This is a genomic window from Rhizobium sp. CF142 (assembly GCF_000281145.1).
GTDB lineage: Bacteria > Pseudomonadota > Alphaproteobacteria > Rhizobiales > Rhizobiaceae > Rhizobium.
This window is the reverse complement of record NZ_AJWE01000113.1, coordinates 31,415-57,973: the sequence shown is the minus strand read 5'-3', so window position 1 is coordinate 57,973 and position 26,559 is coordinate 31,415. Positions and strand designations below refer to the sequence as shown.

Here is a 26,559-nt window from a genome sequence, read left to right as displayed (position 1 = left end):
CGCGGGTGTCACTTCCGGGCAACGCCCAGGCTAGCCGCCGTTTGCCATCAGGCTCGCGCGGTAACGTTTCACCGCATCGGTCAGGAGATCGGCCATCTTCAACCGCCAGGCATCGTCAAGCAGACGCTTTTCGTCCTCGACATTGGAAAGGAAGCCGAGCTCGAGCAGGATAGACGGGACGTCCGGCGCCTGCAGCACACGGAAGCCCGCGTGACGGTGCGGATTGTTGATCGTGCCGACCTGATCCTTGAACGAGGCAAGTACGCTTTCGGCGAGCGAGATCGAGAAGGCCTGCGTCTCGCGCCGCGTCAGGTCGAGAAGGATATCGGCGACCTCAGGCGGCTCGGCGACCGTTTCCTTGCCGGCGATCTGGTCCGACAGGTTTTCGCGTTCGGCGAGATCGGCGGCGAGCTTGTCCGAGGCCTTGTCGGAAATCGTGTAGACCGTCGCGCCGCGAATATCTTTCTGCTTCAGCGTATCGGCATGCAGGGAAATGAAGAGGCCAGCATGGTTCTGGCGGGCGATCAGCACACGCTGCGAGAGCGACAGGAATTCGTCATCGTCGCGCGTCAGGAAGGCCTTGATGCCCGGCTCCTTGTTCAGGCGATCGGCCAGCGCCTTGGCGAAGGCGAGCGTCACCTGTTTTTCCTCGGTCTTCGTATCGACGCCGATGGCGCCTGTGTCGATACCGCCGTGGCCGGCATCGATGGCAATGACGAAATCGCCAGGCGCGGTCTTTTCCGGTTGGGGAATGGCGCTCGTCGTCTCAGCGGCATCGGCCTGGTCGTTCCAGGACTGGGTCTTCACCAGTTCGGCGAACTTCTGCTTGTCGATCATCTCGGCATCAAGCACCAGCCGGTGGCCATTACCGCTCTCATCCGTCTGCACCTTGGCAACGGCGAGCTGGACCGGACGCGCCGCCGTCAACACGATGCGGGCGCTTCCTTCGTCCATGGCGCCATAACGGATGTCCTTGAAGAGGCCGCGCGCCTCAAGGTCTTTGGCTGGAAAGCCGAAAGCGGTTGCCGGCAGATCGACGACGATGCGCTCGGGATTGGCGATGTAGTGGACGGAAAAACGAGGCTCACGATCGAAATCGATGACGATACGGGTCCTGGCGTCGTCGCCGACGATACGCGCTCCGTAAGCCAACAAGGGATTCTTTGCACCGGCTGCACTGCCAGGAACCGCGCAAAGCGCTGCAAAGGCGAAAAGCCACGCCGCAAAACCCAGTTTTCGCCCTGCGGACAACTCCGCCGCGATCCGAAACCTCTTAAACAATAGCCCGCCACACCCTATTTATTTCTGCGATGGACCCTACATCGCCTCCGCGGTCGCCCGCTAGAGGCGAGCGCACACGCACCGACCCTCGAATCAAGATCGCTCATCCCCGATGAAGTTTATGCGATGCGAAATCCATCAATATTATGGCACATTTGGCTTTTCCCTTGCTATTGTGACAGAGAAAACATACAACGAATTTTAGGGTAGAAGTGTTGACGGGATAGAGTCGCCGCGAGGCAGCCAGCCGACCCCCGGATCTGGCGCTACAACCGGTAATCGTCCGCCGTCTAGTGCATTTCCACCCGAGAACTGGATCCTGATTTTCCGGCTTCATGCTGGGATTTCATTGGTGGATCAGCCACCACGCTCTCAGGGAGCAAACTCATCGGACCCGAAACGGGTCTTCGTCATTGTCGATCACGCTTGGTTGTTGATGGTTTCGCAGCAGGTTTTATGTGAAGTGTACAGGCCCCGGAACGAAATGGTTCCGGCTGCGGTCTGGCTGCTGCCTTCTCCCTCGCACCAATCGCGACTTTCATTATCCGGCGCGGCCACGGCGGACCGCATTCTTTCTGTGTCAACAGCAGTCGGGAATGCGCTCTCGCGGCCTCGCCGAGGAGCTCAGCTTACATGGCAGACAAAATGCTTATCGATGCGTCTCACGAGGAAGAGACGCGCGTCGTTGTCGTTCGCGGGAACCGCATAGAAGAATTTGACTTCGAGTCGCAGCACAAGAAGCAGATCCGCGGCAACATCTATCTTGCAAAAGTAACGAGGGTCGAGCCCTCGCTGCAGGCTGCTTTCGTCGATTACGGCGGCAACCGGCACGGCTTCCTGGCCTTTGCCGAAATCCATCCCGACTATTATCAGATCCCGCTTGCCGACCGTCAGGCCCTGCTTCGCGCCGAAGCCGAGGAGCATCGCCGCGACGAGGATGTCGAGCATGTCGAGACCGCCCCGCTCGTCGATCTCTCCACACAGGATCAGCCCGATATCGGCATCGTTCCGGTGGAACAGCCCGAGGCAGTTGCTGCAGAAGAAGCAGCAACGCTAGCCGAAGAGGCTGCACCGGTCGCTGAAGAGGCGCCGGCCAAGAAGCCCCGCGCCCGCCGCAGCCGCAAGAAGGCAGCCGAGCCGGTTGCCGAAGAAGCGGCCGCACCGGAAGCATCGGTCGCCGACAATGATGACGAAGGTTCGACCGGCGGCGAGATGGCCGCGATGGTCGAAACGGATTCCATCTCCGAGGATGTCGACGTTTCCAAGCGCCGTCAGGACGACGACGATGATGACGACGACCACGGCGAAGAAGAAGTCATCGAATCCGTCGGTGCCGAAGACGCGATGGAAGAGGTTCCGGACCGCGTGCAGCGCAAGCCGCGCAAGCAGTACCGCATCCAGGAAGTCATCAAGCGCCGCCAGATCCTGCTGGTGCAGGTCGCCAAGGAAGAGCGCGGCAACAAGGGCGCTGCTCTCACCACCTATCTCTCGCTCGCAGGCCGCTATTCGGTTCTGATGCCGAACACGGCGCGCGGCGGCGGCATTTCCCGCAAGATCACCAACCCGCAGGACCGCAAGCGGCTGAAGGAAATCGCCCGCATGCTCGAGGTGCCGCAGGGTATGGGCGTGATCCTGCGCACGGCGGGTGCGAACCGCACCAAGGTTGAGGTCAAGCGCGACTTTGAATATCTGATGCGCCTGTGGGAGAACGTCCGCACGCTGACGCTCGCTTCCACCGCTCCCTGCCTCGTTTATGAGGAAGGCTCGCTCATCAAGCGCTCGATCCGCGACCTCTACAACAAGGATATCAGCGAAGTCATCGTCTCCGGCGAAGAAGGCTATCGTGAAGCGAAAGACTTCATGAAGATGCTGATGCCGAGCCATGCCAAGGTGGTCCAGCCCTACCGCGACATCCATCCGATCTTCTCGCGTTCCGGCATCGAGGCGCAGCTCGACCGCATGCTGCAGCCGCAGGTGACACTGAAGTCCGGCGGCTACCTGATCATGAACCAGACGGAAGCGCTTGTTTCGATCGACGTCAATTCCGGCCGCTCGACCCGCGAACATTCGATCGAGGACACAGCGCTACAGACGAACCTCGAGGCAGCGGATGAAGTCGCCCGCCAGCTTCGCCTGCGCGACCTTGCGGGCCTTATCGTCATCGACTTCATCGACATGGAAGAGAAGCGCAACAATCGCGCTGTCGAGAAGAAGCTGAAGGAATGCCTGAAGAACGACCGCGCCCGCATCCAGGTCGGCCGCATCTCGCATTTCGGCCTTCTGGAAATGTCGCGCCAGCGCATCCGCGCTTCCGTTCTCGAATCGACGACGCAGGTCTGCTCGCATTGCGGCGGCACCGGCCATGTCCGTTCGCAGTCCTCCGTCGCCCTGCATGTGCTGCGCGGCGTCGAGGAATATCTGCTCAAGAACACCACGCACAATATCACCGTGCGCACGACGCCCGATATCGCGCTCTACCTGCTCAACCATAAGCGTCAGACGATCGTCGATTATGAAAGCCGCTTTGGTGTGGCGATCATCATCGATGCGGATGGTTCAGTCGGTGCGCAGCACTTTGCGATCGATCGCGGTGAGCCGGTTGAAAACCCGGTCAAGATCGAAAGCCTCTTCAACTTCGTAGCCATCCCCGACGACGATGACGACGATATCGTCATCGAGCATGACGAGGAGGAAGACGAAGAGCTGGAAGAAAAGCCTATTGCTGCTGAACGCCCGGCTGCTCGTGCAGAGGGTGAAGGCGAAGGTGGACGCAAGCGCAAGCGCCGTCGCCGCCGTCGCGGTCGCAATGGCAATGCCGAGCAGCAGGTTGGTGCCGATACGGTCTCTGACGCGGCTGACGATGGTGATGAGGGCGAGGACGACGGCAGCGAGGGCGATAGCGACGCCAGCGAAGCGCCGACTGAGGCCCGCGCCGACGGCGATGATTCACAGCGCCGCAAGCGCCGCCGTCGCGGCAAGCGCGGTGGCCGCCGTAACCGCGGTGAAGAAGGTGCTGAAGCCAACGCCGCTTCCGAAGGTGACGAGGCTGACGAAGGCGATGATAGTGGAGCCGACGAGACGTCCGAGACCGCAGCGGAAGTGATCGAAGTCGTCGCAGTCGAAACGGTTGAAACTCAGCCGGCAATGGCTGCTGTCGAAGCTGGCGAAAGCGTTGCCGAAGAGGCCAAGCCGGCACGCGGCCGTGGCCGCCGCAAGGCAGCAGCTGCACCCTCGCCGATCGAGGAGCCCGTAGTCGAAGCGCCTGTCGCTGAGACCGCGGCCCAGGCCGAGCCGGAAGTGATGGAAGCGTCTGCGGATCTCGCAACACCGGCGCTGGAAGAGGCAAAGCCGGTTCGCGCCAACCGCGGATCGAACATCTCGTCTTCTGAGCCGACCGTCACCTCGACCCGCACCGAAAGCGCGGAAGCTGAGGGCGAAGGCAAGCCGAAGAAGGCTGGCTGGTGGCAGCGCCGCGGCTTCTTCTGAAAGCTGATTTTCGGCAATAAGTGACATGATCCGGCTGCGGCGACGCGGCCGGATTTTTTGTGCCATAGAGCGAACGTGTTCCGTCGACGTCGACCGGCAGAAGGCTTGGGCCTAAAGTGTCCGGCCGAACCAGACGGTGGTTTCCGATAGCGAAACGAGCGGCGGAACAAGAAGCGTAAAGCCACGCGAGGACCAGAAGCGCAGTCCGCCCTGGTTGCCGGCATTGACACCGAGATGAATGCCGCTGACACCTGCCTTGCGAGCCAGCGCACCCACTCGTCCAGAAGGGCACTGCCGATACCCTGCCCCTGCAGGCGCGGCAGAAGGTTCATGTGGATATGGGCCGGATAGGCGTCGACGATCTGCTTCGGCACGATGCGCGGATGATGGATCGCGAAACTGCGGCACTCATCGGCAGTCCACGAGTTTGGGTCGCCGGCCGGTTCGGCATATCGAGTCCGCAGAGCCGGTCACCATTCGCGTTCAAGCCGCGCCTCGAAAGCGGCCGTGTCATAGGCGCCGACGATATAGCCGGCAACGCCCTGCCTGTCCGTCACGACGAGGGTCGCTTCGGGGCTCACACCACATAGGGCGCAGAATAGATGTGCCCCATCAGCCTGATATCGCGATAGAGATGGCTCGCATCCTGTCCACGATCGCCAGTCGCAAGCGAGATGGCGTAGATCTGATAGAGATCATCCGGCCGCGCGTTGCGAAACGGCAGCATTTACGCTGCCGGCGGATACAGCAGATCGACGATGTAGCTCGCATCGAAACGGGAATCGAGCATGCCGTAAGTCGAGCGCCAGCCGCCAGCAAGACGGGTCTCGATGAAGGCGTCGGCTATGCGCCCTGCCCCAAGCCGGTAGAGTTCGGCGGCACCGGCAACGAGCGCCAGCTGCTCGACGAGCAGGCGGGCAGCGCCCTCGTCCTGTTCGCAGAGCGCGATTGCGGCGCGCAGCACGTCGATCGTCTTCTTGCCAGCCGGCCCGAGATCGCGCGCAAAGCCTGCAAACACCGTCTCGAACAGATCTTTGCCGCGGTTCAGCACACGCAGCACATCGAGCGCCATGACGTTGCCCGAACCTTCCCAGATCGCATTGACCGGCGCCTCGCGATAGTGGCGGGCGATCGGGCGTTCTTCGATGTAACCGCTGCCGCCGATGCATTCCATCGCCTCGTAGATCAGCGACGGGGCGATCTTGCAGCACCAGTATTTGGCGACCGGCGTCATGACGCGGGCATAGGCGGCATCTTCCGCATTGCCACGCGCCTTGTCGAAGGCATCGGCAAGGCGGAAGGAAAGAGCCGTGGCGGCTGCCACATCGAGCGCCATGTCGGCGAGCACGCGCGTCATGATCGGCTGGTTGACCAGCATCTTGCCGAAAACGCTGCGGCCGCGGGTGTGGTGCACTGCCTCGGCGAGCGATGCTCGCATGATACCCGAAGAGGCAAGCGCACAATCGAGCCGCGTCAGCGTCACCATATCCAGGATGGTGCGGATGCCGGCATCGGGACCGCCGAGCAAAAAGCCGAACGTATCGGTGAACTCCACTTCGGAAGAAGCATTCGAGCGGTTGCCGATCTTGTCCTTCAGGCGCTGGAATTGCAGGCCGTTGGCAGAACCATCCTCGAGCAGACGCGGCACCAGGAAGCAGCCCATGCCGTCCTTGGTCTGCGCCAGCATTATGAAGGCGTCGCTCATCGGCGCGGACATGAACCACTTGTGGCCGGATAGCCGGTAAATGCCTTCGCTGACCTTTTCGGCAGCGGTCTTGTTGGCACGAACATCCGTGCCGCCCTGTTTTTCCGTCATGCCCATGCCGATCGTCACGGCCGATTTCTGCATGGCCGGACGATTGGACGAGTCATATTTGCGCGACAGGATCTTCGGCGCCCAGTCCTTCTGCACGGCCGGTGAGGCCGAGAGAGCAGCAACGGACGCGCTTGTCATCGTCAACGGGCAAAGATGGCCAGATTCCAGCTGCGCCGTCAGATAGAAACGGGCTGCGCGAATATGGTGGGCCTGATCCTTGGCCTCCGTATCGGCCTGCGGATCCCAGACGGAGGAATGCAGGCCGGACGCCATGGAGCGGCGCATCAGCGCATGCCATGCCGGATGGAATTCGACGATATCCAGACGCTCGCCGCGCGGACCGTGAGTGCGCAGCTGCGGCGTGCCCTGGTTTGCCATGCGCGCCAGTTCCTGTGCCTCCGGCGAGGTCACGTAACGCCCCATGTTTTCAAGGTCTTCGCGGATGGTGCGTGGCAGCGTGGCAGTCAGATCGACAATCAGCGGATCGGATCGATAGGCGTTGATTCCCGACCAGAGGCTCGGCTGGTTGAGTTCGGCGAGTTTGTCGTCAGTCCGGTTTGCGGAGGTCATAGTTCGCTTCTATTTCATGAGCCCGGCAAAGGTAAACCGGAAGTTCGTGATTCGCAGATTTCTGCTCTATCGGGATTCGACGGAAAATGCATGGGGACACAGGGATTTGCTCACAGCGCAAGCTTGCCCCTTCCCCCTACACTCTTTATAGACCCCGCGAAGACAATAAGAGGCAGGGTCATGGTCTTTTTCCCCCACCGCCACCTCATTGGCATCAAGGGCCTCACCGAGCAGGATATTACCTATCTTCTCGACAAGGCTGACGAAGCCGTCAAGATCAGCAGACAGAGAGAGAAGAAGACGTCGACCCTTCGGGGACTGACGCAGATCAACCTCTTCTTTGAGGCATCGACACGAACGCAAGCCTCCTTCGAGCTCGCAGGCAAGCGCCTTGGCGCCGACGTGATGAACATGTCGGTCGGCAATTCCTCGGTGAAGAAGGGCGAGACGCTGATCGATACGGCGATGACGCTGAACGCGATGCGGCCGGACGTCTTGATCATCCGCCACTCCAGCGCCGGGGCCGCCGCACTTCTCGCCCAGAAGGTCTCCTGCTCCGTCGTCAATGCCGGCGATGGCCAGCACGAGCACCCGACACAGGCGCTGCTCGACGCGCTGACCATCCGTCGCGCCAAGGGCCGACTGTCGCGCATCATCGTGGCAATCTGCGGCGACGTCCTGCATTCACGCGTGGCGCGCTCCAACATCCTGCTTCTGAACGCCATGGGCGCCAGGGTGCGTGTTGTCGCTCCTGCCACGCTGCTGCCGGCCGGCATTGCCGAGATGGGCGTCGAGGTCTTCCATTCGATGAAGGAAGGGCTGAAGGACGCGGATGTGGTGATGATGCTGCGGCTGCAGCGCGAGCGCATGTCCGGCGCCTTCGTGCCGTCGGTGCGCGAATATTATCACTTTTACGGCCTCGACGCGGAGACGCTGAAGGCAGCGAAGGAAGATGCGCTCGTCATGCATCCCGGACCGATGAACCGCGGCGTGGAAATCGCCTCCGAAGTCGCGGACGGCCCGCAGAGCGTGATTGCCGAACAGGTGGAAATGGGGGTCGCGGTACGCATGGCCGTCATGGAGACGCTGCTGGTTTCCCAGAACCAAGGACCCCGCACCGATGGAGTGGGCGCATGAGCAATCTCGTCCTCAAGAATGTCCGCATCGTTGATCCTTCGCGCAACCTCGATGAAGTCGGCACCATCATCGTCAAGGACGGCCTGATCGTCGCGGCCGGCAAGGAGGCGCAGAACCAGGGCGCGCCCGAAGGTGCTGCCGTTCGCGATTGCACTGGCCTCGTCGCGACACCTGGCCTCGTCGACGCCCGCGTCCATATCGGCGAACCGGGCGGCGAGCACCGCGAGACCATCGCTTCGGCGAGCCGCGCTGCGGCAGCGGGTGGTGTGACTTCCATCATCATGATGCCGGATACGCATCCCGTCATCGACGACATCGCGCTCGTCGAGTTCGTCAAGAAGACGTCACGGGATACGGCCGTCGTCAACGTCTACCCGGCAGCGGCCATTACCAAGGGCCTCGCTGGCGAGGAGATGACGGAAATCGGCCTCTTGATGCAGGCAGGCGCCGTCGCCTTCACCGACGCACATTCCAGCATCTCCGATACACAGGTGCTGCGCAGGGTGATGACTTATGCGCGCGAATTCGGCGCCGTCCTTTCCTGCGCCACGCGCGACAAATATCTTGGCGCCAATGGCGTCATGCATGAAGGCCTGCTTGCAAGCTGGCTCGGCCTCTCCGGCATTCCGAAGGAAGCGGAATTGATCCCGCTCGAGCGTGACCTGCGCATCGCGCAGCTGACGCGCGGCAACTACCATGCGGCGATGATCTCCGTGCCTGAGTCGGTCGAGGCGATCGAGCTTGCCCGCTCGCGCGGCGTGCATGTCACCTGCGGCGTCTCGATCAACAATCTGGCGCTGAACGAGAACGATATCGGCGAATACCGCACCTTCTTCAAGCTCTATCCGCCGCTGCGCTCAGAAGACGACCGGGTTGCAATGGTGGATGCGCTGGCAAAAGGCGCAATCGATATCATCGTCTCCTCGCATGACCCGCAGGATGTCGATACCAAGCGCTTGCCTTTCGGCGAGGCCGAAGATGGCGCCGTCGGACTGGAGACGATGCTCCCGGCAGCGCTACGGCTTTATCACAGCGAGCAGGTCAGCCTGTTGCGGCTAATCGATGCTATGTCGACGCGGCCGGCGCAGATCTTCGGCCTCGATGCCGGCACGCTGAAGCCTGGCGCCAAGGCCGATATCGCGCTGATCGATCTCGAAGAACCTTGGCTTGTCTCCAAGGACATGCTTCTCTCCCGCTCGAAGAACACGCCGTTCGAGGATGCGCGCTTCAGCGGGCGGGCCGTTGCGACCTATGTCGGGGGTAAGCTGGTTCACGCATTGCAGGACTGAGGGTGCTCTGCCCTTCCGGGCATCCTCTCGGCAAAAGACTGGGGAACAAAAATGATATCTGATCTTGTCACCTGGCAGATTACCCTGCCTCTGGCGCTTGCCGCCGTCGTCGTTGGCTACCTGCTCGGCTCCATCCCGTTCGGTCTCCTCCTCACGCGCGCCGCCGGCCTCGGCGATGTGCGCAGCATCGGCTCCGGCAATATCGGCGCGACCAACGTTCTGCGTACCGGCAACAAGAAGCTCGCGGCCGCTACGCTACTGCTCGATGCGCTGAAAGCTGCCGCCGCTGCCTGGATCATGGCCTATTTCGCGGGTGAGGAAGCGGGCATCATCGCCGGTTTCTTTGCCTTCATTGGCCACCTCTTCCCCGTCTGGATCGGTTTCAAGGGTGGCAAGGGTGTTGCCACCTATATCGGCACGCTGCTCGGCGTCGCGCCATCAATAGTTCTGCTCTTTGCAGTCGTCTGGCTTGGGGTTGCCTTCGTCAGCCGCTATTCCTCGCTTTCAGCGCTTGTTGCGATGCTTGTCATTCCGGTTGCATTGTGGATATTGGGCGACGAAAAGGTTGCGGCAATCATGGCCATCATGAGCGTCATCTCCTACTGGAAACACAAGGCCAATATCTCCCGCCTGATCAGCGGGACGGAAAGCAAGATCGGGGCTAAGGGGTAATGGACGCGCTCAGCGCAAAGCCAAAAGGAATTGCGCTGACAGAGAGACAGAGGATCGCCTGGCTGAGGCTGATCCGCTCAGACAATGTCGGCCCTGCGACCTTTCGCGATCTCATCAATCATTTCGGTTCGGCGGAAGCCGCTCTTTCCATGCTGCCGGAACTATCGGCGCGCGGCGGCGCGACCCGTTCGATCCGCATCGCCACCGAAACCGAAGCATACCGCGAACTCGAGGCGGCGCAGCGCTTCGGCGCCCGCTTCGTCGGCATCGGCGAGCCTGATTATCCGCAGGCGCTACGCCAGATCGACGGCGCGCCGCCACTGCTCGCGGTCAAGGGCGATCTTTCCGTGCTAAACAGGCCGGCAGTCGGGATCGTCGGTTCGCGCAATGCTTCCGTCAGCGGCGCGAAGTTCGCGGCGATGATCGCCCGAGAGTGTGGCCGGGCCGGCTATGCGGTCGTCTCCGGCCTTGCCCGCGGCATCGACACGGCCGCCCATCGAGCGAGCCTCGATACCGGCACCATTGCCGCAATGGCCGGAGGGCTGGACCAGCCCTACCCGCCTGAAAATGTCGGACTGCTGGAGGAGATATGGAATGGCAACGGGCTTGCCGTCAGCGAGATGCCTTTCGGCTGGGAGCCGCGTGCGCGCGATTTCCCCCGCCGTAACCGGCTGATTGCGGGCATCTCGCTCGGCGTCGCGGTCGTGGAGGCAGCCGTTCGCTCCGGTTCGCTTATCACGGCGCGGATGGCCGGCGAATTCGGGCGGCTGGTCTTTGCCGTGCCGGGTTCGCCGCTCGATCCACGCTGCCACGGCACGAACGGCCTTCTGAAGGACGGGGCGATGATCGTCACTTCGCCCGAGGATGTCGTGGAAGCGCTGGCGCCGCTCTCCCAGCCCGATCTCTTCTCGCTGCAATCAGCCGAAGAACCGAAGCGCGAAGGCGGCCGGATGTCGCTTCCGCCCGACGAAACGGATCGCACGCTCGTCATCGATGCGCTCGGTCCGACGCCGGCGGAGGTCGACGACATCATCCGTCATACCGGTCTCTCGGCTTCCGCCGTCTATCTTGTTCTTCTGGAGCTGGATATGGCCGGGCGGCTTCATCGCCATGCCGGCGGGCTGGTTTCAATTTCCATGACCGACTGAGCCGCCATCGATGCGTGACTGCAGGTCTCCGGCTTCGACACAGGCCATTTCAATGAGATAACAGAGCATCTCCGCATTTTCGCGTTCAGCCACCTGGCGCAACTCTGCGAGCATCTGCCGGATGAAAGCAATGTTTTCAAGCGATGCCGAGCGATCGGTGTCTTTTTCTGCAGCCTTGGGCGCCATAATTGTCTCTATGAAATCGGAGAGGGCTGCTTTACCAGGAGCCCGAACCACACTTCAAAAACGATAGCGCAATCATCTTGAATTGCAATAGGCTCAGAATCTCGCAATGGTTGCGACACGCGGCAAAGAGGTAAAATTGAAGCAAACCTCTTGACCAGAGCGAATTCCCTGTCCATGTCGGGGGGCCGGTATTCATGTTGCAGTGCATGTTACGCCTGCCTCTCCGCCGGATCGGCATCTTTTTTAGAGAATCATCATGAATGTTGTAGTGGTGGAATCGCCTGCCAAGGCCAAGACGATCAATAAGTATCTGGGTCCAGGATACAAAGTGCTCGCCTCTTTCGGCCATGTGCGCGATCTGCCTGCCAAGGATGGATCAGTTCTTCCGGATCAGGATTTCGAGATGCTTTGGGAGGTGGACAGCGCCTCGTCCAAGCGCATGAAGGATATTGCCGACGCGGTGAAATCCTCCGATGCCCTTTTCCTGGCGACCGACCCGGATCGCGAAGGCGAAGCGATCTCCTGGCATGTTCTCGACCTTCTGAACAAGAAGCGCGTCATCAACGGCAAGCCGGTCAAGCGCGTCGTCTTCAACGCCATCACCAAGAAGGCCGTGCTCGATGCGATGGCCGATCCGCGCGATATCGACGTCCCGCTGGTCGATGCCTATCTGGCACGCCGCGCACTCGATTACCTCGTCGGCTTCAACCTCTCGCCGGTTCTCTGGCGCAAGCTGCCCGGCGCGCGTTCCGCCGGCCGCGTGCAGTCCGTTGCGTTGCGCCTCGTCTGCGATCGAGAATCCGAGATCGAGCGCTTCATTTCCGAGGAATACTGGAACCTGTCGGCGCTCTTGAAGACGCCGCGCGGCGACGAATTCGAAGCAAGACTGGTTGCCGCCAATGGCAAGCGGCTGCAGCCGCGCTCGATCGGCAATGGCGAAGAAGCCGGCAGGCTGAAGGCACTGCTGGAAGGTGCCAGCTATGTCGTCGAAAGCGTCGAGGCAAAGCCCGTAAAGCGTAATCCGGCACCGCCCTTTACCACTTCCACGCTGCAGCAGGCGGCCTCCTCCAAGCTCGGCTTCTCGGCCTCGCGCACCATGCAGATCGCGCAGAAGCTTTACGAGGGCGTCGACATTGGCGGCGAGACCGTCGGTCTGATCACCTATATGCGTACGGACGGCGTGCAGATGGCGCCGGAAGCGATCGATGCCGCGCGAAGCGCCATCGGCGAGCAGTTCGGTGAACGCTACCTGCCGGAAAAGGCACGTTTCTACTCGACCAAGGCGAAGAACGCGCAGGAAGCACACGAAGCGATCCGCCCGACCGATTTCAACCGCTCGCCGGATCGCGTCCGCAAGTTCCTGGATGCCGACCAGATCCGCCTCTACGATCTGATCTGGAAGCGCGGCATCGCCAGCCAGATGGCATCGGCCGAAATCGAACGTACGACGGCAGAAATCATTGCCGACAATAACGGCCAGAAGGCCGGGCTGCGCGCCGTCGGCTCCGTCATCCGTTTCGACGGTTTCATTGCCGCCTATACCGACCAGAAGGAGGATGGCGAGCAGAGCGACGACGCTGATGACGAGGATGGCCGCCTGCCGGAGATCAATGCGCGCGAGAACCTCGCCAAGCAGAAGATCAACTCGACGCAGCACTTTACCGAGCCACCACCGCGTTATTCCGAAGCTTCGCTCATCAAGAAGATGGAAGAGCTCGGCATCGGCCGTCCGTCCACCTATGCCGCGACGCTGGCGACGCTGCGCGACCGTGACTATGTGACGATCGACAAGCGCAAGCTCATTCCGCAGGCGAAGGGGCGTCTCGTTACCGCCTTCCTCGAAAGCTTCTTCACCAAGTATGTCGAATATGATTTCACGGCCGATCTCGAAGAGAAGCTCGATCGGATCTCAGCCGGCGAACTGAACTGGAAACAGGTTCTTCGCGACTTCTGGAAGGATTTCTTCTCGCAGATCGAAGACACCAAGGAACTGCGCGTCACCAACGTTCTGGACTCGCTGAACGAAGCCCTGGCACCGCTGGTCTTCCCGAAGCGCGAGGACGGCAGCGATCCGCGCATCTGCCAGGTCTGCGGCACCGGCAACCTGTCACTGAAGCTCGGCAAGTACGGTGCCTTCGTCGGCTGCTCCAATTATCCGGAATGCAACTATACCCGCCAGCTCTCCTCCGAAAACGGCGGCGAGGCTGAAGGCGCTGCACTGAACGAGCCGAAGAACCTCGGCACCGACCCGACCACAGGCGAGGAACTGACGCTGCGTTCGGGTCGTTTCGGACCCTATATCCAGCGCGGCGACGGCAAGGATGCCAAGCGCTCCTCGCTGCCGAAGGGCTGGAAGCCCGAGGATATCGACTACGAAAAGGCGATGGCGCTGATTTCGCTTCCGCGCGACATCGGCAAACATCCGGAATCCGGCAAGATGATCTCTTCCGGGCTCGGTCGCTACGGGCCGTTCCTGCTGCATGATGGTACCTATGCCAATCTGGAAAGCATCGAGGACGTCTTCTCGGTCGGTCTCAACCGCGCCGTGACGCTGATTGCCGAAAAGCAGGCCAAGGCGCCTGGCGGCAACCGCGGAACGCCGGCAGCCCTGAAGGAACTCGGCGCTCATCCCGATGGTGGCGCGATCACTGTTCGCGACGGCCGCTACGGCCCCTATGTCAACTGGGGCAAGGTTAACGCGACGCTGCCGAAGGGCAAGGATCCGCAGGCCATCACCGTCGAAGAGGCGCTGGTGCTGATTGCGGAAAAGGCAGGCAAGGCTCCCGCCGGCAAGGCCAAGGCCAAGTCAGCAGCGAAGCCGAAGGCCGCGGCCGCTGAAGCCAAGACGACGAAGACCGCCGCAAAGCCGAAGGCAACCAAGGCAAAAGCGCCGGCGAAAACGAAAAAGAGCTGAGAGTGGCGAGAGAACCGCGCGAGACTACGAGAGCCATGGGCAAGCGCCCGGGAAAATTCGGACGCGCGAGCAGGGAACCTGCGCCTGAGCCGCTAAACATCGTGCACGGCATCCTGCCGCCGCGCGAAGTTATCCTGCGCTTCATCGCCGAACATCCGCAGAAAGCCTCCAAGCGCGAGCTTGCTAAGGCCTTCGGGCTGAAGGGCGAAAGCCGTGTCGAGCTCAAGCACCTGCTGCAGGAGCTGGAGCAGGAAGGCATGCTGCAGAAGACCCGCAAGTCGCTGATCCGGCCCGGTGCGCTGCCTCCCGTCACCGTGCTCGACATCACCACGCGCGACAAGGATGGCGAGTTGATCGGCCGCCCGGCCGAATGGCCGGAAGATCAGGGCGTGGCCCCTGCCGTTGCCATTCGCCAGCAATCGCCGGCGGGCCGTCAGGGCAAGGGCAAGTCGCCGGTTGCCGGCATGGGTGACCGTATCCTCGCCAAGATCTTCCCGGCTGTCGACCGCGGCGGCCCGGCCTATACCGCCCGCATCATCAAGGTGATCGACAAGCGGCGGGGTGCCAGCATGGGTGTCTTCAAGGATGCGCCGGGTGGTGCCGGACGCCTGCTGCCCATCGACCGGCGCGGCGAGGAAATGCTGATCGACCCCGACTACAAGGGCGATGCCAAGGACGGCGATCTGGTCGAGGTGGAGATTGCGCGCCTTGGCCGTTTCGGCCTGGCGCGTGCCAAGGTGCTTTCGGTCATCGGCTCCGTCGCTTCGGAAAAAGCGATCTCGATGATCGCCATCCACGCGCACGGTATTCCGCATGTCTTCCCGCCGGCCGCCGTCGCAGAGGCGGATGACGCCAAGCCTGCCACCATGTCGCATCGGGAGGACTGGCGCGACATGCCGCTGATCACAATCGATCCCGCCGACGCCAAGGACCATGACGATGCCGTCTATGCCGAGGAGGATCCATCCGAGGACAATACGGGCGGCGTGATCGTCACAGTCGCAATTGCAGATGTCTCCTGGTACGTGCGGCCGAATTCGCCGCTCGACCGCGAAGCCTTGAAGCGCGGCAACTCTGTCTATTTCCCCGACCGTGTCGTGCCGATGCTGCCGGAACGCATCTCCAACGATCTCTGCTCGCTGAAGGAAGGCGTCGACCGCCCTGCCCTTGCGGTTCGCATGGTCTTCTCGAAGGACGGCCGCAAGATCGGGCATACCTTCCATCGCATCATGATGAAGAGCGCTGCTAAGCTGTCCTACCAGCAGGCGCAGGCGGCGATCGACGGCAAGCCTGACGACAAGACCGGGCCGCTGCTGGAGCCAATCCTGAAGCCGCTGTGGCACGCCTACGAGACGATGAAGCGCGGCCGCGACCGGCGCCAGCCGCTCGAACTCGATATGCCCGAGCGCAAGATCCTGCTGAAGCCCGACGGCACCGTCGAACGGGTCTTCGTGCCGCCGCGCCTCGATGCGCACAAGCTGATCGAAGAAATGATGATCCAGGCGAACGTCTGCGCTGCCGAGACATTGGAAAAAAAGCGCCAGCCGCTGATCTACCGTATCCACGATACGCCAACGCTTGCCAAGCAGGAGGTGCTGCGCGAGTTCCTCGCTACCCTCGGCATCTCGCTTGCCAAAGGCGGCAATATGCGCGCCAACAGCTTCAACGGCATCCTCGCCAAGGCTGACAACACGCCGCACCAGACGATGGTCAACGAGATGGTACTGCGCTCGCAGAGCCAGGCGATCTACAGCCCTGAGAATATCGGCCATTTCGGCCTGAACCTGATGAAGTATGCGCACTTCACCTCGCCGATCCGCCGTTATGCGGACCTGATCGTGCATCGCGCGCTCGTTGGCTCGCTCGGCTTCGGCGAGGGCGGCATCACACCGGACGAGGAAGCGACGCTCGACGACATCTCCGCCGAAATCTCCACCTTCGAGCGCCGTGCCATGGCCGCCGAACGCGAGACGGTCGATCGCCTGATCGCCCATCATCTTGCCGGTCGCATCGGCCAGGAATTCGAGGGGCGCGTTTCGGGTGTCACCAAATCCGGTCTGTTTATCATGCTGCCGGACTATGGCGCTGATGGTTTCATCCCTATATCTACGCTCGGCTCCGACTACTTCATCTATGACGAGGCGCATCAGGCGCTATCAGGTGAAAAGACGGGTCTTGGTTATCGTCTCGGCGACGATGTGACGGTGCGGTTGGCAGAGGCGATCCCGCTTGCGGGCGCCCTGCGCTTCGAGATGCTGAGCGAAGGACGTAAGATGCCCACGGCTGTGCGCTCCTTCCACAAGGCGGGGCGACGCGACGCAAGCCGCGCTCGCAAGAAGATCGGAACGAGGCCGCCGCGCGGGCGGCGCTAGTTCTGAGAAGGGAAAGATCGATGAGCACACCGACAGACGAGGTCGTCCGCTACGGGGATACGCCCGATGTCGAGCGCCCGCTCGGACGCTCCATCATGCGCGGCATGCTGAACCGCTGCCCGGCCTGCGGCAGCGGCAAGTTGTTCCACGCTTTTCTGAAGCCGGTCGATCATTGCGCGGCCTGCGGCGAGGCGATGTACCACCAGCGCGCCGACGATCTGCCGCCCTATCTCGTCATCCTCGTGCTCGGCCACGTCGTCGTCGGCGGGTTCATGCTGACAGACATGGCCTTCGTGCTGCCGGTCTGGATGCATCTCGCCATCTGGACACCGATCACCATCATCACGGCGCTCGTCTCGATCCAGCCGATCAAGGGCGGCGTCATAGGCCTGCAATGGGCGCTGAAGATGCACGGTTTCGGCGGCCATGACGACGAACCGGATGATTACGACTTACCCGGCCGGCAAGCTTGAACACTTTCACCTTCCAGACATATTTCGCGTGTAGTGGCAGCGACCAGAGCGCCATGGCCCATAGCCGACTATCTGCAGAGGATCGACACGGTCATCATCTTTAGTACGGGGAAAGCTTACACTCAAGAAATCGCCGGCGGATGCCAGAAATATTGTGAAACCCTGCCCGTCACTTGGATTTGGCATGTCTATGTCTTTCTATGTGGCTCCAGACGGACGATTCGTCCGCATACCTCTCTAAGGATGGATAAATGTCTCAGCCGAGGAACGGCACACCGGGCCATGTCGAGGAAATCCATTGGCCTTCTCTGGTGGCAGCCGTCTCGTCCATCTCCGCTGTCGGCATAGCGATCGGCCTGGGACTTCCTCTCCTCAGCATTATTCTCGAAAAGCGTGGCATTTCCTCCACCCTCATCGGCCTCAACACCGCCATGGCCGGTATCGCGGCGATGGCGGCGGCACCGATCACCACCAAGCTCGCGCATAAATACGGTGTGGCGCCTACCATGATGTGGGCGGTGCTTATCTCGGCGTTGAGCGCGCTCGGCTTCTACTATGCTCGGGATTTCTGGATGTGGTTTCCGCTGCGTTTCGCCTTCCACGGCGCGACGACCACACTCTTCATCCTCTCCGAATTCTGGATTAATGCGGCCTCGCCGCCTTCCAAACGCGGCTTCGTGCTCGGCATCTATGCAACCGTCCTTTCACTCGGCTTTGCTGCCGGACCACTGATCTTCTCGCTGCTTGGCAGCGACGGCATCCTGCCCTTCCTGGTCGGTGCCTTCGCGATCCTGCTGGCTGCGATCCCGATCTTCATCGCTCGCCATGAAAGCCCTGTCCTGGACGAGAAGCCGGAACTGCATTTCATGCGCTATGTCTTCCTGGTGCCGACCGCAACGGCGGCCGTCTTCATCTTCGGTGCAGTCGAAGCCGGCGGCCTCTCGCTCTTTCCGATCTTTGCGGTGCGTGCGCATTTCACCGAATCGCAGGCCGCCCTGCTGCTCACCATGATGGGTGTCGGCAACGTCATCTTCCAGATCCCGCTCGGGTTGCTTTCGGACCGCATCAAGGACAAGCGCCCCCTGCTGGCGCTGATGGCCCTGACCGGCTTCGTCGGCACGATGATGCTGCCGGTCCTGGTTGACAACTGGCTTCTCATGGCCGGCATCCTGCTTTTCTGGGGTGGCTGCGTCTCTGGCCTCTACACGGTCGGTCTGAGCCATCTCGGCTCGCGTCTGACAGGTTCCGACCTTGCGGCGGCCAATGCCGCTTTCGTTTTCTGTTATGCCGTCGGCACCGTTGCAGGTCCCCAGGTGATCGGCGTTGCCATCGATGTTGCCGGAAACAACGGTTTTGCCTATGCAATTGCCGGTTTCTTCGGGCTTTATGCCTTGCTCGCCGGCATAAGACTGCTTTTCCTCGGAAAGCGGGCTTGACTTTTCGGGCTAGATTCGTAGTTTCGCGCCAGAATTTGCCGTGGAGCCTATCCGGTTTTCCACGGCTTTCATTTTCTTAAAGGCAGGACGACCATGGCCAAGGCTACCACTATCAAGATCAAGCTTCTGTCGACGGCCGACACCGGTTTCTTCTACGTCACGACGAAGAACAGCCGTACGATGACGGACAAGATGACGAAGACCAAGTACGACCCGGTTGCAAAGAAGCACGTCGAGTTCAAGGAAACCAAGATCAAGTAATCACTTGGTCTGACGGTTCTAAAAAAGCGCGCGCCTTCGGGTTGCGCGCTTTTTGTTTGTTCTGGACTTGCTGACGGTAATGTTAGCGCAAACAAAGAAAAACGCCGCCCTTCCATCTTTGGGAAGTGACGGCGTTTTCACGAAAAGGGGGTCGGCCAGCATGCAAAACGGCACGAGGAACCGTTTGAGATTGCGTACCAGCCGACCGACCCCACGACCCAGGAGATGCGGCGGACCTGAGCATCATGGGGTATCGACGGCTCCTCCATGGGAGCGTTTTCTGTTCTGAGCCGATAATTTGCGCAAAAATGAAAGAAAATCAACAAATTCTTAATGGTAAAATTTACGAGTATGATTCTATGGTTAAAAGTCCAATTTTGGCACGTGTAAAGACGCAGCCAAATCTCTTTTACCAAAAGGACAATATTTTATATCGGCAAGAATTTCAGAAATATATTGCAATAATACGTCAGCCCCTCCCCTAACGTAAGGTGTCGGCGTTACGTTTTGTGAAATACGATTTACACAGACCAGACAATCGGGATGCAACTATAGTCCGCTCTTCTTTTCGTGTTCGCCGCCTCTAGCTTTCGGGAGCAGGCGATACGTGTTATCAGAAGAAACACGCTTTAAAGTCCATTTTTTGGCTATCGGGTTGGAAAACCGGCGCCTTCGTTGCAGCCAGCAAAATTAAATATTTGTAAGGTTCAGCTACCCCCAGTGGATAACCGAAAGCGACGCATTACGGAACGCTGTGTGTCAGGCGGCCGAGGCCACGACGCGGTTGCGCCCGGTATTTTTCGCCTCATAGAGCGCAAGGTCTGCCTGCTTCATGAGCTGGTCGGGCGTTATGACTGAGGCTATGCGCGAGGATATGCCGAAAGAGGCCGTAATATTCAGCGTTTCGCCCGACGACTTCAGCAGGAACGGCGTGCTTTCAATGGCCGCGCGCAGGCGCTCGGCAACGGCTGCGGCAATTTCCGGCGAGGTGTCCGGCATGACGACGACGAACTCTTCCCCGCCGTAACGGCAGGCAAGATCAGCGCCGCGGACAGTCGAGCGCACGCGGTTTGCGAATTCCTTCAGCACCTGGTCGCCGCCGTCATGGCCATAGGTGTCATTTACCTGCTTGAAGCGGTCGATATCGGTAATCAGCACCGAGAGCGGCCGGCCACGGGCCATCGAGCGGTTGAAGAGCACGTTGAGATGGTTGTCGAGATAACGGCGGTTGTTCAGACCGGTCAGCGGATCGGTGACAGCAAGCTCGATTGTCTGCTTGACGCTGGCGCGCAGGCGGTCGTTGTAGCGCTTGCGGCGGATCTGCGTCAGGCTGCGGGCGACCAGTTCGTTCGGATCGACAGGGCGCACGATATAGTCGTTGACGCCGAGATCGAGCGCGCGGATGACCATCTCGTCGGCGCCCTGCTCCGTGATGATCAGGATCGGCAGGAAACGGGTCCGTTCCAGCGAGCGGAACTGCGAGCAGAGCCGCAGCGGATCATATTCATCGAAATTGGCGTTGACGATGACGAGTTCGAAGGCGCTCTCGGCAGCTTCGAAAAGAGCCGCCTGCGGATCGGAGATGGCGACCACGTCTGCGACGGGCTTCAGCGCCTTGATGATGCGTTCCTGCGAGTTGGCGCGGCTGTCGACCAGCAACACCTGTCCCGCCTCGTCCGAGCGTCCGTCGCCGGCGCGCATCAATTCGTCCATGCCCATCGTATGGGCGGTCTCGGCGCGCACGCGCAGTTCGTCGCTCAGCGTCTTCAGGCGCAGCAGGCTTTTTACGCGGGAGATGAGCTGCAGGTCGTTGACGGGCTTCGTCAGGAAGTCGTCGGCACCGGCCTTCAGGCCGCGCACGCGGTCGGCCGACTGGTCGAGCGCGGTGACCATGACGACAGGAATATGGGCGGTCTTCGGATTGGCCTTCAGCCGCTCGCATACTTCGAAACCGTCGATGCCGGGCATCATGATGTCGAGCAAGATGAGATCCACCTGGTTGCGGTCGCAGATCGCCAGCGCCTCGTAGCCGTCGGCCGCGGTCAGCACGTCGAAATATTCGGCCAGCAGCCGCGCTTCGAGCAGCTTCACATTTGCCGGAATATCATCAACAACCAGTATTCGCGCAGTCATGAATCTTTTTTCCGATGCCTCAGGCGTCGCCCAAATAAGTCTTGATCGTCTCAATGAATTTCGGAACGGAGATCGGCTTCGAGACATAGGCCTCGCAGCCGCCCTGTCTGATCCGCTCCTCGTCGCCCTTCATGGCAAAGGCCGTGACGGCGATGACCGGGATCACATGCAGTTCGTCGTCTTCCTTCAGCCACTTGGTGACTTCGAGGCCGGAAACTTCCGGAAGCTGAATATCCATAAGTATAAGATCGGGGCGATGTTTGCGCGCAAGATCAAGCGCTTCCATGCCGTTGCGGGTCTGGATCGTGGTATAGCCCGAGGCCTCGATGAGGTCGCGAAAGAGCTTCATGTTGAGCTCGTTATCTTCTACAATCATCACCTGTTTGGGCATGATCAGCTGTCCCTACGTCCGCTCTTGAAGCCAAATGTCCATGATAAAGACATTAGCTGACAAATGGCTCCATGAAACCGATAGTGCAAGCTACCGGTATTTGGTTGAAGAAAAGGTAACTCGACCACCGCAATGCAAAGCAATTTCAAGACTTCGAAACAACTTGCGGCGACAGCCGATCCGCAAGGAACGGCCATTGCCGTCCTTGGCTGGCTTGCGAACGACCCGGATCTCTTCGGTCGCTTCCTGGCATTGACAGGCGTAGAACCGCAGCAAGTGCGCAATGCCATCACCGATCCCGGCTTTCTCGCCGGCATGCTGGACTTTCTTATGAACCATGAGCCGACGGCAATCGCCTTCTGTGAGGCGACGAACACGACGCCGGAAGCGCTGACTGCGGCATGGCGCCACTTCTCGCCGCCTGGCCTCGACTCTGGGGAATACTGATCGTGAGCAACAGCGCCGAATTCGACATCTCGCATATCCGCCTTGGCGACAGGCCGCTCATCGTCTGCGATGTCGATGATGTGGTGCTGCAATTCATCGGTCCTTTCCAACTGTACCTCAAAAGTCTCGGCCATGAATTTCTGCCGCGCTCCTTCCGTCTTCACGGCAACATCGTCTCGCTGGCCGACGGGCTTGCGCTTGAGGATCAGCATGTCAGCCGGCTGATCCTGGAATTCTTCGAAGCCCAGGAAAGTTGGCAGACGCCTATCGATCCCGTCGTTTCGACGCTCGAACGCTTGTCTGACGATGCCGACGTCCTGTTCCTCACCGCGATGCCACCGCAGTTTTCCGCCCATCGTCGTCGCCTTCTCGACAGCGCGGGCCTCACCTTCCCGTTGCTTGCCAGCGAACAGCCGAAGGGACCGATCGTCCACGCCCTGCATGGCGGTCGCGATCTTCCGGTCGTCTTTATCGATGATATGGCGCGCAACCTGCATTCCGTGAAGGAGCATGTGGCAGATTGCCTGCTCATCCATCTCATGCCTGACACACCCGTTCACCGCTTCGCGCCAGCCGCCGCCGAGAATATCGCGCGCGCGAGAGACTGGGCTCATGCCGCCGAACTCATCGACCAACATCTTACGGCACATACGATCAGCCGTGCAAATCCAGCCGCATGAGCGGCCGGCCGTCCTTGCGCCGCGCGATCGTTTCGAAACCGGCTGTGTCGAAAATCGCCGTGGAGCCGATGCAAAGCGTAACGGATTTCGACTGCTTCACATGGTCGATCGGACAGGCTTCCAGCAACCGCGCGCCCTGACCGCGAGCATAATCGACGGCACCAGCAAGCAATCTGTGGCTCAAGCCTTTTCCGCGCAGTTTCGGCAACAGGAAAAAGCAACTGACTGCCCAGATCGAGGGATCATGAGCGTCACCCTCCTCGAGTGGCCTCGAAACCGTTCGCGGCGAATTGAACTGCGGCACGTCGTGGCGCGGCCCCACCTGAACCCAGGCCACAGGCTCGCCTTCGGCATAACAGAGAATGCCCGGCGGCGCTCCCGTCTCAATCCGGTCCTGCATATGGGCCTTGCGCTCCGAAGGTTCCATCTTCGTGCGGACGGCATGCGGAAGACGCAGCGCCACGCACCAGCAATTATAGAAAGCGCCCTGCGGGCCGAACAGCTTTTCGAAATCGCCCCAGCGTTCGGCCGTGACGGGTTCGAAACGAAGATCGATATCCACGGCCAAGCTCTCCTCCCTCTCTTGAGACTCAAAAGCTTAGGGCGTAATGTTGCGATGTTCAACCTTTGTTCCCACCATGGCGCCTGCATCTGACAAGACACCCGGCTTCTGTCGCGACTGCCTTGCCGAGCAGAAGGGAGACGTACGCCGCTGCCATGTTTGCGGCAGCCCGCGTCTCGCGCGCCACAAAGAGCTTTATGACCTGACGCTCGCGCATATTGACTGCGACGCCTTCTATGCCGCTGTGGAAAAACGCGACAATCCGGAGCTTGCCGACAAGCCCGTGATCATCGGCGGCGGCAAACGCGGGGTCGTCTCTACGGCCTGTTATATCGCGCGAATCCACGGCGTACGCTCGGCCATGCCGATGTTCAAGGCGCTGGAGGCTTGCCCGCAGGCGGTCGTTATCCGTCCGGACATGGAGAAATATGTCAAGGTCGGGCGGCAGGTTCGTGCACTGATGCAGGAACTGACGCCGCTTGTGCAGCCGCTCTCCATCGACGAGGCGTTCCTGGAACTCGGCGGCACGGAACGGCTGCATCACGATCCGCCGGCCCGCACGCTGGCGAAGTTTGCCCGCCGCGTCGAAAAAGAGGTGGGCATTACCGTCTCGGTCGGTCTTTCCTATTGCAAATTCCTCGCCAAGGTCGCCTCCGACCTGCAGAAACCGCGTGGTTTTTCCGTCATCGGACGCGAGGAAGCCGTGGAGTTTCTGGCGCCTCGTCCCGTGACGACCATCTGGGGCGTCGGCAAGGCATTTGCCGCGACGCTCGAAGCAGATGGCATCCGCACGATCGGCCAGTTGCAGCAAATGGAAGAGAACGACCTGATGCGCCGTTACGGCAGCATCGGCCAGCGGCTTTCCCGCCTGTCGCGCGGCATCGACGACCGCGAAGTGCATATCAACGATGCCGCCAAGAGCGTCTCAGCTGAAACCACCTTCTTCGATGATATCTCGCGTTATGATGATCTGGTGCCGATCCTGCGCAATCTCTCGGAAAAGGTCTCCTGGCGGCTGAAGAAGAACGGCATTGCCGGCCAGACCGTGGTGCTGAAGATGAAGACCGCCGATTTCAAATCGCGCACCCGCAACCGGCGCCTTGAAGACCCGACACAACTGGCCGACAAGATCTTCCGCACGGGGCTCGATCTTCTGGAGAAGGAAACGGACGGCACGAAATTCCGCCTGATCGGCATTGGCGTCACCGATCTCGGCGATGCCGACCGCGCCGACCCGCCCGATCTTATCGACCAGCAATCCGGCCGGCGCGCGGCGGCGGAAGCCGCCATGGACAAGTTGCGCGACAAGTTCGGCAAGGGCACGGTCGAGACCGGCTATACTTTCGGCGGCAAGGGGAACCGCTAGCCTACAGCATCGGCCCGAAAATCGGAATCGATTTTGGGAAAGCCTGATGCGTAGATTAAAAAAGTTAGAGCGTCCTTTGTGCGTCCGAATGGACGCACGGCGCTCTAGGCCGGCACCGCGGCCATTTCCTGTAGTGCCGCCGCCCTGTTCTTCACAGCCTGTGCATAACCGGGTTCGATCGCGATCGCACGATCATAGCTTTCCAGCGCCTCATCATGGCGCCCCAGTCGCCGCAGAACATTGCCGCGATTGTTGAGGGCGATGGCATGGCCGGCATCGAGAGCGATTGCCCGATCGTAGCTTGCGAGCGCCTGATCGAAATTCGAAAGCCGCGCCTGGATATTGCCGCGATTGCAATAGGCTGAGGCGGATGTCGGTTTCGCCTCGATCGCCTTGTCGACGCAGACTGCTGCGCCACGCAGATCGCCCTTCTGCAGGAGCAGCAATGCCAGATGCTGCAAAGCATCGAAATGATCTGGCATGACTAAGATCACGTCGCGATAGCCAGCTTCCGCGGCAGTAAGATCGCCGGCGCGATGACGTTCGGCGGCGGCACTGAAATGGGTTTCGGGATCACCGGTCAGCCTTGGCCGCTGTGCTGCCTCGATTTTCGCCAGCAATGAGGAGGCTTGTGCATGTTTCTCGTCGACGGCCAGGATCTGCCGGCAACAGAGTTCGGCGGCGGTCGGGTTTCCATTCCTGAAGAAATGCACCGCCTGATGCATGGCGATGTTAAGCGAGTGCGGATCGAGACGGTCGCCGATATTGCGGCCTGTCAGCGTGGAGATCTGCAGCTTCTCGACGATATGATGCTCCGATCCGAGTAAATCCTTATAGCTGTAATTGCCGGTGCCCAGGTCGTAGATACGGTAGCCATTTTCAATCGCCCAGCGCAGATTGTAGCAATGGAGCATGAAGCCGGGGCTGATCGAGTGGCAGAAGGTCAGGTCGCGGCTTCCGAGAAAGCACATCATCGACTTGCGGTAGGGATCGAGGAAGATGATGAAGGTGCCGACCGGCTTGTCCTGATGCCAGAGGATCGGCATGAAGACCGTGCCATGCTCGATGCAGGCCGGTAGCATATGACGGCTGTTGTCGAGAATGAATTTTCCGTAGCGCGGCTGGCGCTCGCCCCATTGCAGGTTCCACATCTCGTAAAAGAGCGCCAAGTCGCGCTCCATCGTCTCGGGCGTGACGTGAGTGATACGCAGTTCGTTCTGCGGTGCGACGAGATCGCGTAGCGCTTTTCGCGCATTGCGACGGGTCTTCGAGCCGAAACGCTCATCGACGAAGGTTTCGAAATCATCGCCGAGCGGCACATAGACATAGACGTCGTGGTCGATGTTTTCACCAACCGAGGTGATGTGCGGCCTACGAGCGACCTTTCTCTTTGAAAATTCGGAAAACGGAAAGGCCTCGAGGAGCGCCTTCAACCTCTCCTCGGATATATAGACATCGTCGAGATCGAGATGTTTCCAGTTGAAGGTCTGGAGGCAATCGACAAAGGCGCTGAGCGCCGCTTCGGCATCCTCGGGACGTGTCAGGAGGCCGTTATAGCCGGCATAGGGTGTGCCGCCGAGCCGCAGGATATTGACGAGGCCCTGCCCTTCCTCGAATTCGACATGCAGCTGGATGGGCAGGAAAGCCACGTATCGTTCATCCCCCTCCTGCCGCTTAGCGGCGAGAACGAACCAAGAAGCGCGCCGCTCCAGCCATTTGGCGATCCAGTGCCAGGAGAGGAAGTAGTTCCCCTCCGGATCGGCAGCATAGACCTCGTTCCAGTTGTCTTTCAGGGCATGCAGATGATCGAACGCGGAAACAATATCGACATGCATTTCCAAGTCTCCCCCAAGACTTCTCCTTTTTTAGATTTGCATAAAATTGAATATCCCACAATCTCGTGATCAAAGCGGCGCCGCGTATTCAAGCCTTCGTTAAA

The 26,559-nt window shown here is 60.5% G+C and carries 20 protein-coding genes and 1 pseudogene; 13 read left to right on the top strand and 8 right to left on the bottom strand.

Translation table 11 applies throughout. The features are described from left to right. Nucleotides 1–30: 30 nt before the first annotated feature. Nucleotides 31–1,281 (bottom strand): N-acetylmuramoyl-L-alanine amidase, encoded by a 1,251-nt coding sequence (locus PMI11_RS27800; protein WP_007823965.1) that lies wholly within the window; start codon nt 1,279–1,281, stop codon nt 31–33. Nucleotides 1,282–1,914: 633 nt separating this feature from the next. Between PMI11_RS27800 and PMI11_RS27795 the strand changes: the two genes are divergently transcribed. Next, nucleotides 1,915–4,767 (top strand): Rne/Rng family ribonuclease, encoded by a 2,853-nt coding sequence (locus tag PMI11_RS27795; protein ID WP_007823964.1) that lies wholly within the window; start codon nt 1,915–1,917, stop codon nt 4,765–4,767. Nucleotides 4,768–4,878: 111 nt separating this feature from the next. Here PMI11_RS27795 and PMI11_RS27790 read toward each other — a convergent pair. Together PMI11_RS27790 and PMI11_RS27785 are read right to left on the bottom strand one after the other, a co-directional pair. Next, nucleotides 4,879–5,494 (bottom strand): annotated as a pseudogene (locus PMI11_RS27790) (GNAT family N-acetyltransferase). Next, nucleotides 5,495–7,153 carry an acyl-CoA dehydrogenase family protein gene (locus PMI11_RS27785; RefSeq protein ID WP_007823960.1) on the bottom strand — a complete coding sequence of 553 codons (1,659 nt, stop codon included), beginning with the start codon at nt 7,151–7,153 and terminating at the stop codon, nt 5,495–5,497. A gap of 180 nt (nt 7,154–7,333) precedes the next feature. Between PMI11_RS27785 and PMI11_RS27780 the strand changes: the two genes are divergently transcribed. The 4 genes from PMI11_RS27780 to dprA are packed head-to-tail and all read left to right on the top strand — an operon-like array spanning nt 7,334 to nt 11,399. Continuing rightward, a complete protein-coding gene (locus PMI11_RS27780; protein ID WP_007823958.1) occupies nt 7,334–8,290 on the top strand; it encodes an aspartate carbamoyltransferase catalytic subunit in 957 nt (318 codons plus the stop codon). After that, on the top strand, nt 8,287–9,579 hold the full coding sequence (locus PMI11_RS27775; RefSeq protein WP_007823956.1) for a dihydroorotase: 1,293 nt from the start codon (nt 8,287–8,289) through the stop codon (nt 9,577–9,579). Before PMI11_RS27780 ends, PMI11_RS27775 begins: the two co-directional genes overlap by 4 nt. Before the next feature lie 51 nt (nt 9,580–9,630). Next, on the top strand, nt 9,631–10,251 hold the full coding sequence (gene plsY, locus PMI11_RS27770) for a glycerol-3-phosphate 1-O-acyltransferase PlsY (RefSeq protein WP_007823954.1): 621 nt from the start codon (nt 9,631–9,633) through the stop codon (nt 10,249–10,251). After that, the gene (gene dprA, locus PMI11_RS27765; RefSeq protein WP_007823952.1) at nt 10,251–11,399 is read left to right on the top strand and encodes a DNA-processing protein DprA; all 1,149 of its coding nucleotides are present in this window, start codon (nt 10,251–10,253) and stop codon (nt 11,397–11,399) included. The genes plsY and dprA overlap by 1 nt, the downstream gene beginning before the upstream one ends. Here the strand turns inward: dprA and PMI11_RS27760 are convergent. Continuing rightward, on the bottom strand, nt 11,379–11,585 hold the full coding sequence (locus tag PMI11_RS27760; RefSeq protein ID WP_007823950.1) for a hypothetical protein: 207 nt from the start codon (nt 11,583–11,585) through the stop codon (nt 11,379–11,381). The two genes, dprA and PMI11_RS27760, sit on opposite strands and share 21 nt — an antisense overlap. 256 nt (nt 11,586–11,841) lie before the next feature. Between PMI11_RS27760 and topA the strand changes: the two genes are divergently transcribed. From topA to rpmG, 5 genes are all read left to right on the top strand, one after another. Continuing rightward, nucleotides 11,842–14,499 carry a type I DNA topoisomerase gene (gene topA / locus PMI11_RS27755; RefSeq protein ID WP_007823946.1) on the top strand — a complete coding sequence of 886 codons (2,658 nt, stop codon included), beginning with the start codon at nt 11,842–11,844 and terminating at the stop codon, nt 14,497–14,499. A 2-nt stretch (nt 14,500–14,501) separates the two neighbouring features. Continuing rightward, nucleotides 14,502–16,871, top strand: a complete 2,370-nt coding sequence (gene rnr, locus PMI11_RS27750; protein ID WP_037072365.1) for a ribonuclease R — start codon at nt 14,502–14,504, stop codon at nt 16,869–16,871. 20 nt (nt 16,872–16,891) lie between these two features. Further along, a complete protein-coding gene (locus tag PMI11_RS27745) occupies nt 16,892–17,344 on the top strand; it encodes a DUF983 domain-containing protein (RefSeq protein WP_007823942.1) in 453 nt (150 codons plus the stop codon). 251 nt (nt 17,345–17,595) lie between these two features. After that, on the top strand, nt 17,596–18,780 hold the full coding sequence (locus tag PMI11_RS27740; RefSeq protein WP_007823941.1) for an MFS transporter: 1,185 nt from the start codon (nt 17,596–17,598) through the stop codon (nt 18,778–18,780). Nucleotides 18,781–18,873: 93 nt separating this feature from the next. Then, the gene (rpmG, locus tag PMI11_RS27735) at nt 18,874–19,041 is read left to right on the top strand and encodes a 50S ribosomal protein L33 (protein ID WP_003547442.1); all 168 of its coding nucleotides are present in this window, start codon (nt 18,874–18,876) and stop codon (nt 19,039–19,041) included. Between the two features lie 759 nt (nt 19,042–19,800). On the opposite strand, the gene PMI11_RS27730 is transcribed toward rpmG, so the two are convergent. Further along, nucleotides 19,801–21,174, bottom strand: coding sequence for a PleD family two-component system response regulator (locus tag PMI11_RS27730; protein WP_007823940.1), 1,374 nt, complete (start codon nt 21,172–21,174; stop codon nt 19,801–19,803). A 19-nt stretch (nt 21,175–21,193) separates the two neighbouring features. Continuing rightward, entirely contained in the window at nt 21,194–21,565 is a 372-nt protein-coding gene (locus tag PMI11_RS27725) for a response regulator (RefSeq protein ID WP_003547430.1), read from the bottom strand. 132 nt (nt 21,566–21,697) lie between these two features. Between PMI11_RS27725 and PMI11_RS27720 the strand changes: the two genes are divergently transcribed. Both PMI11_RS27720 and PMI11_RS27715 read left to right on the top strand, forming a co-directional pair. Further along, complete coding sequence (locus PMI11_RS27720; RefSeq protein WP_007823937.1) at nt 21,698–22,012, top strand: DUF3572 domain-containing protein; 315 nt, start codon at nt 21,698–21,700, stop codon at nt 22,010–22,012. 2 nt (nt 22,013–22,014) lie between these two features. Beyond that, nucleotides 22,015–22,692: a hypothetical protein gene (locus PMI11_RS27715; protein ID WP_037072361.1), complete on the top strand. Its 678-nt coding sequence runs from the start codon at nt 22,015–22,017 to the stop codon at nt 22,690–22,692. Here PMI11_RS27715 and PMI11_RS27710 read toward each other — a convergent pair. Continuing rightward, nucleotides 22,667–23,254 carry a GNAT family N-acetyltransferase gene (locus PMI11_RS27710; protein WP_007823933.1) on the bottom strand — a complete coding sequence of 196 codons (588 nt, stop codon included), beginning with the start codon at nt 23,252–23,254 and terminating at the stop codon, nt 22,667–22,669. The two genes, PMI11_RS27715 and PMI11_RS27710, sit on opposite strands and share 26 nt — an antisense overlap. A gap of 76 nt (nt 23,255–23,330) precedes the next feature. On the opposite strand from PMI11_RS27710, the gene PMI11_RS27705 reads away from it, so the two are divergent. Then, nucleotides 23,331–24,620 carry a DNA polymerase IV gene (locus PMI11_RS27705; protein ID WP_037072359.1) on the top strand — a complete coding sequence of 430 codons (1,290 nt, stop codon included), beginning with the start codon at nt 23,331–23,333 and terminating at the stop codon, nt 24,618–24,620. Between the two features lie 104 nt (nt 24,621–24,724). On the opposite strand, the gene PMI11_RS27700 is transcribed toward PMI11_RS27705, so the two are convergent. After that, nucleotides 24,725–26,455 (bottom strand): GNAT family N-acetyltransferase, encoded by a 1,731-nt coding sequence (locus tag PMI11_RS27700; RefSeq protein WP_007823930.1) that lies wholly within the window; start codon nt 26,453–26,455, stop codon nt 24,725–24,727. Nucleotides 26,456–26,559: the final 104 nt, after the last annotated feature.